This is a genomic window from Sphingomonas sp. NFR15, from assembly GCF_900103265.1.
GTDB classification, from domain to species: domain Bacteria; phylum Pseudomonadota; class Alphaproteobacteria; order Sphingomonadales; family Sphingomonadaceae; genus Sphingomonas; species Sphingomonas pollutisoli.
In genome coordinates this window covers 73,819-86,802 of the sequence record NZ_FMWX01000004.1, presented here as the reverse complement: position 1 = coordinate 86,802, position 12,984 = coordinate 73,819, and the positions used below count along the sequence as shown (strand labels likewise).

At 68.5% G+C, this 12,984-nt stretch carries 12 protein-coding genes; 7 read left to right on the top strand and 5 right to left on the bottom strand.

Annotated elements, in window-relative coordinates; all coding sequences use genetic code 11:
* Positions 1-21: 21 nt before the first annotated feature.
* The 6 genes from BLS81_RS11115 to BLS81_RS11090 all read left to right on the top strand — a co-directional run bounded on the left by BLS81_RS11115 (position 22) and on the right by BLS81_RS11090 (position 7,622).
* A complete protein-coding gene (locus tag BLS81_RS11115; protein ID WP_093224245.1) occupies positions 22-1,683 on the top strand; it encodes an electron transfer flavoprotein-ubiquinone oxidoreductase in 1,662 nt (553 codons plus the stop codon).
* Between the two features lie 154 nt (positions 1,684-1,837).
* Complete coding sequence (locus BLS81_RS11110; RefSeq protein ID WP_093223877.1) at positions 1,838-2,671, top strand: 4-(cytidine 5'-diphospho)-2-C-methyl-D-erythritol kinase; 834 nt, start codon at positions 1,838-1,840, stop codon at positions 2,669-2,671.
* Positions 2,672-2,937: 266 nt separating this feature from the next.
* A complete protein-coding gene (gene ilvD, locus BLS81_RS11105) occupies positions 2,938-4,659 on the top strand; it encodes a dihydroxy-acid dehydratase (RefSeq protein ID WP_093223875.1) in 1,722 nt (573 codons plus the stop codon).
* Positions 4,646-5,044 (top strand): hypothetical protein, encoded by a 399-nt coding sequence (locus BLS81_RS11100; protein ID WP_338061600.1) that lies wholly within the window; start codon positions 4,646-4,648, stop codon positions 5,042-5,044. The genes ilvD and BLS81_RS11100 overlap by 14 nt, the downstream gene beginning before the upstream one ends.
* Entirely contained in the window at positions 5,041-6,441 is a 1,401-nt protein-coding gene (locus BLS81_RS11095) for an NAD(P)H-hydrate dehydratase (protein WP_093223872.1), read from the top strand. The genes BLS81_RS11100 and BLS81_RS11095 overlap by 4 nt, the downstream gene beginning before the upstream one ends.
* Positions 6,438-7,622: a class I SAM-dependent RNA methyltransferase gene (locus BLS81_RS11090; protein ID WP_093223871.1), complete on the top strand. Its 1,185-nt coding sequence runs from the start codon at positions 6,438-6,440 to the stop codon at positions 7,620-7,622. The genes BLS81_RS11095 and BLS81_RS11090 overlap by 4 nt, the downstream gene beginning before the upstream one ends.
* Before the next feature lie 28 nt (positions 7,623-7,650).
* Here the strand turns inward: BLS81_RS11090 and truA are convergent, their stop codons facing one another.
* A complete protein-coding gene (gene truA, locus BLS81_RS11085) occupies positions 7,651-8,388 on the bottom strand; it encodes a tRNA pseudouridine(38-40) synthase TruA (RefSeq protein ID WP_093223869.1) in 738 nt (245 codons plus the stop codon).
* A gap of 91 nt (positions 8,389-8,479) precedes the next feature.
* Positions 8,480-9,442, bottom strand: a complete 963-nt coding sequence (fmt, locus tag BLS81_RS11080; RefSeq protein WP_093223868.1) for a methionyl-tRNA formyltransferase — start codon at positions 9,440-9,442, stop codon at positions 8,480-8,482.
* Positions 9,443-9,497: 55 nt separating this feature from the next.
* On the opposite strand from fmt, the gene recR reads away from it, so the two are divergent.
* On the top strand, positions 9,498-10,094 hold the full coding sequence (gene recR, locus BLS81_RS11075) for a recombination mediator RecR (protein WP_093223866.1): 597 nt from the start codon (positions 9,498-9,500) through the stop codon (positions 10,092-10,094).
* 44 nt (positions 10,095-10,138) lie between these two features.
* On the opposite strand, the gene BLS81_RS11070 is transcribed toward recR, so the two are convergent.
* The 3 genes from BLS81_RS11070 to BLS81_RS11060 form a co-directional block, all read right to left on the bottom strand.
* A complete protein-coding gene (locus BLS81_RS11070; RefSeq protein WP_093223865.1) occupies positions 10,139-10,435 on the bottom strand; it encodes a hypothetical protein in 297 nt (98 codons plus the stop codon).
* Positions 10,436-10,531: 96 nt separating this feature from the next.
* A complete protein-coding gene (locus tag BLS81_RS11065) occupies positions 10,532-11,581 on the bottom strand; it encodes a 1,9-bis(guanidino)-5-aza-nonane synthase (RefSeq protein ID WP_093223863.1) in 1,050 nt (349 codons plus the stop codon).
* Positions 11,582-11,695: 114 nt separating this feature from the next.
* Positions 11,696-12,916, bottom strand: a complete 1,221-nt coding sequence (locus BLS81_RS11060; protein WP_093223862.1) for a type III PLP-dependent enzyme — start codon at positions 12,914-12,916, stop codon at positions 11,696-11,698.
* Positions 12,917-12,984: the final 68 nt, after the last annotated feature.

The window sequence follows — 12,984 nt, the reverse complement described above, 5'->3', positions numbered from 1 at the left end:
CGCCACGTGAGGGAGATGATGATGAGCGAACGGGAGTCGATGCCATATGACGTGGTGATCGTCGGCGCGGGGCCGTCCGGCCTGTCGGCCGCGATCCGGCTGAAGCAACGCGCCGCCGAACAGGGTGCCGAGCTGTCGGTCTGCGTGCTCGAAAAAGGCTCGGAGGTCGGCGCGCACATCCTCTCGGGCGCGGTGATCGATCCGCGCGCGCTCGACGAGCTGATCCCCGACTGGAAGGAGAAGGGCTGCCCTCTCGCCGAGGTGCCCGTCACCGACAATCAGCACTGGATTTTGTCCAAGACCGGCAAGTTCGCGGTGCCGCACGTCATCACCCCCGGCTTCATGCACAACAAGGGCACCTATACCGGCAGCCTCGGCAATCTGTGCCGCTGGCTGGCGGCGCAGGCGGAGGAACTCGGCGTCGAGATCTTCCCCGGCTTCGCGGTGGCGGAAATCCTGTTCGACGAGAGCGGCGCGGTGAAGGGCGTCGCCACCGGCGACATGGGCGTCGCGCGCGACGGCACGCACAAGCCCGATTATACGCCGGGCCTCGAACTCCACGCCAAATACACCTTCTTCTCCGAAGGCGTGCGCGGGCATCTCAGCAAGGAGATCATCCGCAACTTCGATCTCGCGAAGGACGCGCAGCCGCAGGTGTACGGCCTCGGCATCAAGGAATTGTGGGATATTCCGGCGGAGCAGCATGTGCCCGGCCGTGTCATCCATACGCAGGGTTGGCCGCTCAAGGAAACGCCGGGGTCGAACGGTGGCGGTTTCCTGTACCATCAGGCGGGCGGACAGGTCGCGCTCGGCTTCGTGACGTGGCTGAGCTACACCAACCCCTATCTTTCGCCCTTCCAGGAAATGCAGCGGTGGAAGACGCATCCCGAGATCGCGGCGATCCTGAAGGGCGGCAAGCGCGTCTCCTATGGCGCGCGTGCGATCAGCGATGGCGGGTTGCAGTCGCTGCCCAAGCTGGCCTTCCCCGGCGGCGTGCTGATCGGCGATAGCGCCGGCTTCCTCAACGTGCCGCGCATCAAGGGCACGCACACCGCGATGAAATCGGGCATGATGGCCGCCGAGGCGGCGGTCGATGCGATCCTGTCGCAACGGCAGCATGACGAGCTGAGCGCCTATCCCGAGGCGTTCGAGCGGAGCTGGGTCAAGGCGGAACTGTCGGTCGTCCGCAACGTCGTGCCGCTCGTCGAGAAGTTCGGCGAGACGCTCGGCGCGGGCCTCGCCAACGTCACGATGTGGCTGGAAAGCTGGGGCATCAAGATGCCCTTCACGATGAAGCACCACCCCAACCACAAGAGCCTGTGGCGCAAGGATCAGGTCAAGCCGATCGACTATCCCAAGCCCGACGGCGTGCTGACGTTCGACCGGCTTTCCTCGGTGTTCCTGTCGAATACCAATCATGAGGAGGACCAGCCGGTCCACCTAACGCTCAAGGATCCGAACGTGCCGGTCGATTACGATCTGCCGATGTATGACGAGCCGGCGCAGCGCTATTGCCCGGCGGGCGTATATGAGATCGTCGGCGTCGAGGAGGGCGACCCCAAATTCGTCATCAACGCGCAGAATTGCGTCCACTGCAAGACGTGCGACATCAAGGATCCGACACAGAACATCAACTGGGTGGTGCCGGAGGGGGGCGGCGGCCCGAACTATCCGAATATGTGACGCGCCGGGCGAGGCGCAGCGCCGCTGCGCCTCGCCGTAAGGTGCGTCCGGCCGGCCGCGCTCCAGCGCCGACCGACGGCGTGGCTTCGCCACGCCGCGCGCTTCGTCACCGCCGGACTTGCTCCAAAGACCACTGTCCCGCAAAAGCCGCAGCATGACCCAGACGATCGTCGAAACGGCCCCCGCGAAGATCAACCTCGCGCTCCACGTCCGCGCGCGCCGGGCGGACGGCTATCATGAATTGGAAACGCTGTTCGCCTTCCTTCAGGACGGCGATGAACTCCGCTTCACCCCCGGCCGGAGCACCTTCGAAGTCGAGGGACCATTCGCCGCCGCGCTGAGCGGGGAAGGCGACAATCTCGTCCTGCGCGCCGCGCGCGGTTTCGCGGGGGCGTTCGGCGTGCCGGCGGAAGGCGCGTGGGTATTGGAGAAGAACCTGCCGGTCGCCTCCGGCATCGGCGGCGGATCGGCGGATGCCGCCGCCGCGTTGCGGCTGCTCGCGCGCGTCCACGGCGTCGCGCGCGACGATCCCCGCCTGTTCGCCGTCGCCGACGCGCTCGGCTCGGACGTGCCGGCCTGTCTGCTCGGGCGCCCGGCGCTCGGCACCGGGCGCGGCGAGAAGCTCGAGCCGCTGGAGGATCTCGGCGCGGTTCCGGTGTTGCTGGTCAATCCCGGCATCGCCGTTTCGACCGGACCGGTCTTCAGGGCGTGGGACGGGGTCGATCGGGGCGCGATCCCGGCGGGCGGGACGATCGCGCGCGCGCGCGCCGGGCGCAACGATCTCGAAGCGCCCGCGCGCGCGATCGCGCCAGGAATCGGCGACGTGATCGATCTGCTCGCCACGACCGGGCCGATGCTCGCGCGCATGTCGGGGTCGGGCGCGACCTGCTTCGCGCTCTACGAGGCTGAGCAGACACGCGCAGCGGCGGCCGCCACTGTCCGGGCGGCGCAGCCCGGCTGGTGGTGTCTCGAATCGCGACTGTCGTGACACTTTTCCGTCCCGCGACGGTACGCCATCGGTTCAACACCGGAGCGGATTAACGCGAATCCGCCACTGGCATCGGACTTGCTACGCTGACGCCGACCGGGTCCGCCGCCTACGCGCGGCGCGCCCGCCGATGGTCCTCGGTCCGTCCGCGCGCCATTGCTGGGAGGCGGCGGACATGGTTCCGCCGCCTCTTGGCGCCCGCTTTTCACGCGGACCGCGCAACAGACTTGCGCCCGAGGCCCATCCCGCGACATAGGGCGCGCATCATGAGCAATGTTTTCGACAAATCCCGTCTGCCGAGTCGCCACGTCTCGGTCGGTCCCGAACGCGCGCCGCACCGCAGCTATTATTATGCGATGGGCATCCCCGAGGAGGATATCGCCAAGCCGTTCGTCGCGCTGGCGAGCGCCGGCAACAACAGCGCGCCCTGCAACACCACGCTCGATGCGCAAGCGGACGCCGCCCAGCGCGGGGTGATCGCGGGCGGCGGACTGCCACGCCGGTTCAACACCATCACCGTCACCGACGGGATCGCGATGGGCCATCAGGGCATGAAGTCCTCGCTGGTCAGCCGCGAGGTGATCGCCGATTCGGTCGAACTCTCGGTACGCGGCCATTGCTATGACGCGCTCGTGGGATTTGCGGGTTGCGACAAATCACTGCCCGGCATGATGATGTCGATGCTGCGGCTCAACGTGCCGTCGATCTTCGTCTACGGCGGCTCGATCCTGCCCGGCCGCTTCCATGATCGCGACGTGACCGTGGTCGATGTGTTCGAAGTCGTCGGCAAATATGCCGCCGGCACGTGCCCGCTGAGCGAAGTCCACGAACTCGAAAAGGTTGCGTGCCCCGGCCACGGCGCCTGCGGTGGCCAGTTCACCGCCAACACCATGGCGTGCGTCGGTGAGGCGATCGGTTTGTCCTTGCCGAACAGCAACATGACGCCCGCACCTTACAGCACGCGCGAACAGATCGCGGTCGCCGCCGGCGCGCAGGTGATGGAGTTGATCGCCCGCAACCTCCGCCCGCGCGACATCTGCACGCGCGAGGCGTTCATCAACGCCGCGCGCGTCGTCGCCGCGACCGGCGGCTCGACCAACGCCGCGCTCCACCTGCCCGCGATGGCCAATGAAGCGGGCATCGACTTCGACCTGTTCGATGTCGCTGAGGCTTTCAAAACAACGCCTTACATCGCCGACCTCAAACCCGGCGGCAAATATGTCGCCAAGGATATGTACGAGGCGGGCGGTGTCTACATGCTGATGAAGACGATGCTCTCGGGCGGGTTCCTCGACGGCAATTGCATCACCGTCACCGGCAAGACGCTGGGCGAGAACATCGACGAGGTGACGTGGAACCCCGACCAGAAGGTCATCTACGACATCACCACGCCGATCACCCCGACCGGCGGCGTGGTCGGCCTGCGCGGCAGCCTCGCCCCCGACGGTGCGATCGTGAAGGTCGCGGGCATGCACCGGCTCGTGTTCGAAGGCCCGGCGCGCTGTTTCGATTGTGAGGAGGATGCCTTCGCCGCCGTCGAGGCACGCGAGATCAACGAGGGCGAGGTGATCGTCATCCGCTACGAAGGCCCCAAGGGCGGCCCCGGCATGCGCGAGATGCTCTCGACCACCGCTGCACTATACGGACTCGGCATGGGCGAGAAGGTCGCGCTCATCACCGACGGGCGGTTCTCGGGCGGCACGCGCGGCTTCTGCATCGGCCATGTCGGCCCCGAGGCCGCCGAGGGTGGCCCGATCGCGCTGGTCGAGGATGGCGACGCGATCCGCATCGACGCCGAGGCGGGCACGATTGACCTGCTCGTCGCCGAGGATGTGCTCGCGGCGCGCAAGGCGGCGTGGCGGCCGCGCACCAATGATTATCAGGCGGGCGTGCTGTGGCGCTATGCGCGCAACGTCGGCCCGGCCTATAAGGGCGCGGTGACGCATCCGGGGGCCAGGGCCGAAACGCATGTCTATGCGGACATCTAGCGCGATATTGCTGCCGCTCGCGCTCGCCGCCTGCGGTGAACGCACCGCCGACACGGACACCCTCGCCACGGTCGAGGCGCAGCAGCGCGCCGCCGCCGATGACGACGGTTTGATCGAGTGCGCGCCGAAGGGCGCCGGCAGCTTCACGCGCGCTTGCACGGTCGATCGCACCGAGAGCGATCAGGGGCTGGTGCTGACGGTGCGCCACGCGAGCGGCGCGTTCCACCGTCTGCTCGTCACGAAGGACGGGCGCGGCGTGGTCGCCGCCGACGGCGCCGAGCCGGCGGTGGTGACGATCCTCGGCCCCGGCCGGATCGAGGTCGCGCTGAGCGGCGACCGCTACCGCCTGCCCGCGACCGTGAAGGGCGCGGCGAAACCGTCATGATTCGACCCGAAGGCCAGCCGATCCTCACCGCCGCCGCGATGCGCGCGGCGGAGGAGCGCGCGATCGCCGCCGGCTCCAGCGTTACCGCGCTGATGGAGCGCGCCGGCGCCGGCGTCGCCGAGGCGGTGCGCCGGCTCGCGGGCGGTGCGCCGGTGCTGGTGCTGTGCGGGCCGGGCAACAATGGCGGCGACGGCTATGTCGCGGCGCGCGTGCTCAAGGCGCGCGGCGCGGAGGTACGGGTGGCGGCGCTCGCCGACCCCAGGACCGAGGCGGCGAGCGCCGCGCGTGCCGCCTGGGGCGGCCCGGTCGCGCCGCTCGCCGAGGCGGGCGATGCGCCGATCGTCGTCGACGCGCTGTTCGGGACCGGGCTGACCCGCCCGCTCGACGATGCCGTGGCGGGGGTGCTCGGCCGGGCCGTGCGCGCCGCACGCTTCGCGGTCACGGTCGATCTGCCGAGCGGCGTCGCCACCGACACCGGCATCGAACTTAGCCCGTCGCCCGATTTCGCGCTGACGCTCGCGCTTGGCGCGCTCAAGCCCGCGCATCTGTTGCAGCCCGCCGCCGCACGGTGCGGCGCGGTGCGGATCGTCGACCTCGGGTTCGCCCCGTCGAGCCGCGACGGCGTGCTGGCCAAGCCCGAGATCGCCGCGCCGACCGCCGCCGATCACAAATATTCGCGCGGGCTGGTGGTCGTGATCGGCGGCGAGATGCCCGGTGCCGCCCCCCTTGCCGCCGAAGCGGCGATGCACGCCGGCGCGGGCTATGCGCTGCTGTTCGGGGATCACGCGGTATCGGCGCCGCACGCGCTGGTTCGGCGCGAATGGTCGGCGGATGCCTTCGCCAAGGCGCTCGAGGGCAAGCGCGCGGACAAGACCGCGATCGTCGTCGGGCCGGGGCTGGGCAGGGGCGACACGGCCGCCGCGCGGCTCGCCGCCGCGCTCGCCAGCGCATACAAGCTCGTCATCGACGGCGACGCGCTGCACCTGCTCGACGATGCGGCGTTCGCGCGTATCAAGGCGCGCGCGTGCCCGGTCGTGCTCACGCCGCACGCGGGCGAGTTCGCGGCGCTGTTCGGCGCTTTCGCCGGCAGCAAGATCGACGCCGCGCGCGACGCTGCCGTGCGCTCGGGCGCGATCGTCGTGTTCAAGGGGCCGGACACCGTGATCGCACACCCCGATGGGCGCACCAGTGTCGGCTTCGGCGCGAGCCCGTGGCTGTCGACCGCCGGCACCGGGGACGTGCTCGCCGGCACGATCGCGGCGATGCTGGCGGCGAACACGCCCGCGCCCGCCGAGGCGGGGGTGTGGATGCACGGCGAGGCCGCGCGCCGGCTCGGCGCCGCGTTCATCGCCGACGATCTCGCGCATGAACTTTCGGCGGTAAGGGCATCGCTATGAGCGAGCCGATCGTGCGCGTCGCGGCGCGCGGCGAGGGCGTGACGGCAGACGGCCGCCACGCCGCTTTCGCCGCACCCGGCGACACGCTGACCGACACGGGCGAGATCGTTCCCGGCCCGCACCATCAGACCCCGCCGTGCCGCCACTTCCCCGCGTGCGGCGGCTGCCAGCTCCAGCATCTCGACGATACCGCCTATGCGCGGTTTATCGTCGATCGCATCGCGGGTGCGCTCGCCGCGCAGGGGCTGGAGGCGCCGATCCGCGCGCCCTTGCTCTCGCCGCCGCGCAGCCGCCGCCGCGCCGCGCTGCAGGCGGAGGCGCGCGAGGGGCGGGTGCGGATCGGCTTCAGCGAAAATGCCAGCCACGCGATCGTCGATCTCCAGGAATGTCATATCCTGTTGCCGGAAGTGTTCGCGATTCTCGCGCCTTTGCGAAAACTGCTCGCACCTTGGCTGAAGAAGGGGCGCCGCGCGCGCCTGCATCTCACCGAGGCCGATCAGGGTATCGACCTGCTCATCGAGGGCGTCGAGGCCGAGGGGCTGGCGGCCGCCGAGGCGATCACCGCCTTCGCGCAGGCGAACGGCGTCGCGCGGCTTTCGATCGATGCGGGGCTGGGGCCGGAGACGCGGTGGGAGCCCGAGCCGCTCACCATCACGCTCGGCGGCGCGCCGGTGCCGATGCCGCCCGCCGCCTTCCTGCAAGCCACGCGCGAGGGCGAGGCGGCGCTGGTCGCGGCGGTGCGTGAGGGTGTCGGCGAAGCGCGCACGATCGCCGATCTGTTCGCGGGGCTCGGCACCTTCGCTCTGTCGCTGCGCGGCAAGGTCTATGCGGGTGAGGCCGCGCGCGACGCGATCCTGGCGTTGAAGGCCGCCGCCGCGCGGGCGGGGCGCACCGTCTTCGCCGATCACCGCGACCTGTTCCGCCGTCCGCTCACCAGCGCCGAGTGCGACCGGTTCGACAGCGTCGTGCTCGATCCGCCGCGCGCGGGCGCGCGCGAGCAGGTGGCGCAACTGGCCGCGTCTCGCGTGCCGGTGATTGTCTATGTTTCCTGCAATCCCAGCAGCTTCGCGCGCGATACCGAGATTTTGTGTCAGGCGGGATATCGGATCGATTGGGTGCAGCCGGTCGGCCAGTTTCGCTGGTCGACGCATGTCGAACTGGCCGCCCGGCTGAGCCGATAACTTCGTCCCGGCGGGGGGCTGGCGATGGTCAATAATCCGCGCGCAGGAAGTACAGTCCGTCCGAAGGCGCGTTGAATCCCAGTGCGGTGCGGTCGCGGGCTTCCAACGCGGCGGTGATGTCGTCGGCGGTCCATTTGCCTTGCCCGACCAGCGCGAGGCAGCCGACCATCGAGCGCACCTGATGGTGCAGGAACGACCGTGCCGAGGCCGACACGATGATCCGGTCCCCGCTGGCGCTCACGTCGAGCCGGTCGAGCGTCCGCAGCGGGCTGTCCGCCTGGCAATGCGCCGAGCGGAAGGTGGTGAAATCATGCCGCCCGATCAGCCGCCGCGCCCCATCCGCCATCGCGGCGATGTCGAGCGGCTGCGGGATGCGCCAGGCCAGCCCGCTCTCGAACGTCAGCGGCGCGCGGCGGGTGACGATCCGATAGGCGTAATGGCGCGCCACGCAGGAGAAGCGCGCGTGCCAGTCATCCGCGACCACGTCACAGGCCAGGATCGCGACCCGATGCGGGCGCAGCTTGGCGTTGAGCGCCTCCATCAGCCGGAACGGCGCGATCTCGCGCGTGATATCGAGGTGCGCGCGCATCCCCGTCGCATGAACGCCGGCGTCGGTCCGTCCGGCGGCATGCACCGCGACCGTCTCCCCGGTGATGGCGTGCGCGGCGGTCTCGATCGCCTCCTGAACGCTCGGTCCATGCGCCTGGCGCTGCCAGCCCATGAACGGGCGCCCGTCATATTCGACGGTGATCGCGAAGCGCGTCATGCCGTGTCGCCCCGACGTGGGCCGGATAGGAGGCGATCGGCTCGTGAAACCATGCAGCGGCCCCGGCCTGCGCGGGGGCGACGGATATGGATCATAAGTGTGTGCCCGCCGGAATCGGGAAGCCGCGCAGAAACTCGTCCGCCGTCACTACGCCGCGCCCCGCACGCTGGAGCAGGGTAGGCCGGATTTCACCCGCACCGCAGGCGATGGTGAGCGCGGTATCAACCACAACACCGTCGCCCCGGCGAAGGCCGGGGCCGCTGCCGTCTGCCGGCGCGCTTTCCTCAAGGCGGCCCCGGCCTGCGCCGGGGCGACGAACCTCGCACGCCAGCACCTTCACCCGCTCGCCCGCCACTTCGAACCACGCCCCCGGCGCCGGATTGAACGCACGCACCTGGCGCTCGACCTGTTCGGCGCTCTGCGACCAGTCGATCCGCGTCTCGGCCTTGTCGATCTTGGCGGCATAGGTGACACCATCCTCAGGCTGCGGCACCGCCGGATAGGCGTCCATATCCGCCAGCACCGTCACCATCAGCCGAGCGCCCATCGCGCTCAGTTCGTCGGTCAGCACGCCCGCCGTCTTGTCCGCGATCGGTGTGCGCTCTTCCAGCCGCACCGGGCCAGTGTCGAGGCCGGCCTCCATCTGCATGATGCACACGCCGGTCTCGGGATCGCCGGCGAGGATCGCACGCTGGATCGGCGCGGCGCCGCGCCAGCGTGGCAGCAGCGACGCATGGACGTTGAGGCAGCCGCCGCGCGGCGCATCCAGCACCGTACGCGGCAGGATCAGCCCATAGGCGGCGACCACCCCGACATCGGCATCCAGTGCGGCGAACGCGGCCTGCGCCTCGGCGTCGCGCAGGCTCACCGGTGTCCGCACCGCGATCCCCAACGTTTCCGCCGCGCGCGCGACGGGGGTGGGCGTCAGCGCCTTGCCACGCCCGGCACGGCGCGACGGCTGGCTATACACCGCCGCCACCTGATGCCCCGCATCCACGATCGCGCGCAGCACCGGCACCGAGAAATCCGGGGTTCCCATGAAAATGATCCGCATGGGCGATGCTGTGGCCGCTTGTCGGGGGGCACTGCAACCCCCTATCTGTTCCGTGATGGCCTCTCCCGAAATCGACGCGCTCACCCAGGCGCTTTCCCGCCTGCCGGGTCTCGGCCCGCGCTCGGCGCGGCGCGCGGTGCTGCATCTGCTCAAGAAGCGCGAGGGCGCGCTCGGCCCGCTGCTCGCCGCCTTGACGGCGGTCGAGGCGCGGCTCACCGATTGTCACATCTGCGGCAATGTCGATACCACCGATCCGTGCGGCATCTGCGCCGACCCGCGTCGTGACGCGCGCGCGTTATGCGTGGTCGAGGAGGTCGCGGACCTGTGGGCGCTCGACCGGTCCCGGCTGTTCCCCGGGCGGTATCATGTCCTCGGCGGTCGGCTCTCGGCGCTCGAAGGTGTCCGTCCCGAGGATCTCGCGATCGACAGTCTCGTCCGCCGGATCGAGGCGGGCGGCATCGACGAAGTCGTGCTCGCGATGAACGCGACGTTGGAGGGGCAGACGACCGCGCATTACATCGCCGAGCGGATTGAACGGTTCGCGGTGCGCGTCACGCAATTGGCGCACGGCCTGCCCGTCGGTGGCGAACTCGATTATCTTGATGAGGGAACCTTGGCGCAGGCGCTGCGGGCGCGGCGGCCGGTGGCATAGCGCCAAAACGAAAGGGGGCGAGCTTTCGCCCGCCCCGAAACGCATCAGCAGCCGTTGCGGCGGTTCTGCGCCGCGTCATGCTTCTTGTCGAGGTGACGGCCGAGCAGCGCACCGCCCACGCCACCGGCAACCGTGCCGAGCACGCCGCCGCCGAGCACGTTGCCCAGCACCGCGCCGCCCGCGCCGCCCGCGATCGCGCCGGTCGTACCCGACGAGCGGCGGCAGTCCTGGTAATAGGTACGGTGATGCCGCTTGTACCGGCGCGCATCGGCGGCCGACGGCATCGCGATGCCCGAGGCGACCAGCGACACGGCGCTCAGCGACATGAGGATTTTACGCATTTAACACTCCCATCTGACCTTGGTACGGCTACGAAACGTCCGCAGCCGACCAAGGTTTCATGAAGTAGCGTAGATTAATCGGAGCTGGCGCGTCCGTTAATCGAAGTTCGCGCCCCAGCGGCGCTTGGTGCGGGTCTTCCACAGGCCGCGATGATAGGCGTCGGACGCCAGCAGCGGCATCACCGAGCCGGCTTCGGCGAACACCATCTGTTCGATGCCCGTGTTGACCTTGCCCCAGCTCGCCGCTTCCTGCAGCGTCGAGGACGAGCAGGCGCCGTCACGCACGTCCGCAACGGTGATCTGCACCGCATATTTGTGGACCTGCACGTCGTCGTGACCGAGGATTTCGGCGCAGACCACGGTATCCTGGATGAAGTTCTTCGGCACGCCGCCGCCGATCATCAGCAGGCCGGTGGTGCCAGCCTTGATCTTGATGTCGGTCAGCTCGCGGAAGTCGGCGATCGCGTCGAGCACCATGTACGGCTTGCCCTCCTTGGCGCGATCGACCTGATGCTTGACCAGACCGAAGCCCGCCGACGAATCGACGAACGCCGGGCAGAAGATCGGCACGTCATGCTCATAGGCGAGCTTGACGAGGCTGTTCTCCTTCTTGCCGTTCGCGACGAGATACTTGCCCATCTCGCGGATGAACTCGCGGCTCGAGTACGGGCGCGGCTCGAGCGAATTGGCGATCTCGTAGATCGTGTGGTCGCAGTCCTGAAGCTGCTCCTCGTCGATATACGTGTCGTAGATCCGGTCGATCAGCAGCGAGCGCAGCGTGTCGTCGTCGGGCACTTCAAGCGCCTGATAATGCTTGTGGCCAAGCCCTTCGAAGAAATCCATGTCGACGATCGACGCGCCGGTCGCGACGACGCCGTCGATCATGTTGTTGCGCAGCAGCTCTGCATAGAGGTCCATGCAGCCGCCCGCCGAGGTCGACCCGGCGATGACGAGGAAGATCGAGCAATCGGGATCGGCGAGCATCTGGTTGTAGATGTCGGTCGCGCGGCCGAGATCGCGGCTGGTGAAGCTCATCTTCTTCATCGCGTCGACGATCGGGCGCGCGTCGAACTTGGTGATGTCGATATGCTCGACGGTGGTGGAGAGCAGCTCCGCCTTGCGGTTGGTGTTGAGTGGTTCGGTCATGGGGACTCCCAATCGTCTCATGAACCGCCGTCGTTGAAGGGGACGCGGAAACCCATGCGGAGGCGGCACGCCGAAGCGTGCCGCCCCTAACCGGTTAAATCTATGAAAAGCCTGTTACAGCTTGACGACGTTCGACGCGACCTGTGCGGGCGCTTGATCGTAGAGCGAGACCATCGGCTCGTCCGCCACGATCACCGTCTCGTCCGATCCGAACCCGTTGAAGGCGGTCCGCATCGCCGAACCATAGGCGCCGAGCATGCCGATCTCGAAATAGTCGCCGGCCTTGATGTCGGCGGGAAGATAGAACGGTCCCGCCATGTAATCCATGTCGTCGCAGGTCGGGCCATAGAAGCTGAACGGCATCAGCTTGGCATGGCTGTCGGGCTCGCGCAGCAACTGGGTCGGGAAACGCCAGTCGATATGCGCCGCGTCGAACAGCGCGCCATAGGCACCGTCGTTGATGTACAGTTCATCGCCACGACGCTTTTCGACGCGCACCAGGATCGAGCTGTATTCCGCGCACAAGGCCCGGCCCGGTTCGGCCCACAGTTCGGCCGAATAGCTGACCGGCAGCGATTCGAACGCACGGTGGATCGTCTCGAAATAGCGCTCGAGCGGCGGTGGCTCCATGCCCGGATAAGACGAGGGGAACCCGCCGCCGACGTCGATCACGTCCACGGTGACCGCCGCTTCCACGATCGCCGCACGAACGCGCTCCATCGCGTTCGCATAGGCTTCCGGGGTCATCGCCTGAGACCCGACGTGGAAGCAGATGCCCAGCGCATCGGCGACCTGACGGGTGCGGAACAGCAGTTCCTTGCTCTCGCTCGGGCCGACGCCGAACTTCGAGGCGAGGCTCAGCTTCGAATGTTCGGACGAGACGCGGATGCGTACGCACAACGTGAGGTCTTCCGCTCCTCGTGTCGCGCGGACGATCTTGTCCAGTTCCTCGATCGAATCGAGCGAGAAGGTGCGGACGCCGTGCGTGAAATACGCCTCGGCGATCGCTTCCTCGGCCTTGACCGGGTGCATGAAGCACAGGGTCGCGCCCGGCAGCGTGCGCGCGACGAGCCGCACCTCGGCGATCGAGGCGACGTCGTACTGCGTGATGCCGCTATCCCACAGAATCTGCAGGAGTTCGGGCGAAGGGTTCGCCTTCACGGCATACATCGAGCGGCCCGGAAACTTCTCGACGAAGAAGCGGGCGGCACGCGATGCGGCGTGCGGACGAACGAGCGTGACCGGCTGGACCGGCCCGTGCTTAGCGATATCGACTCCGGTGACGGTGGTCGAGTTGGTGGTCGCTAACCCCAGCGCGCGATGATGCTTGTGCAACTCAAGGGACCTCCAATGTCGTGAGACAAGACGAAAAAAGCTGCCTTGCGGTTGGAAGTCCCATGGGG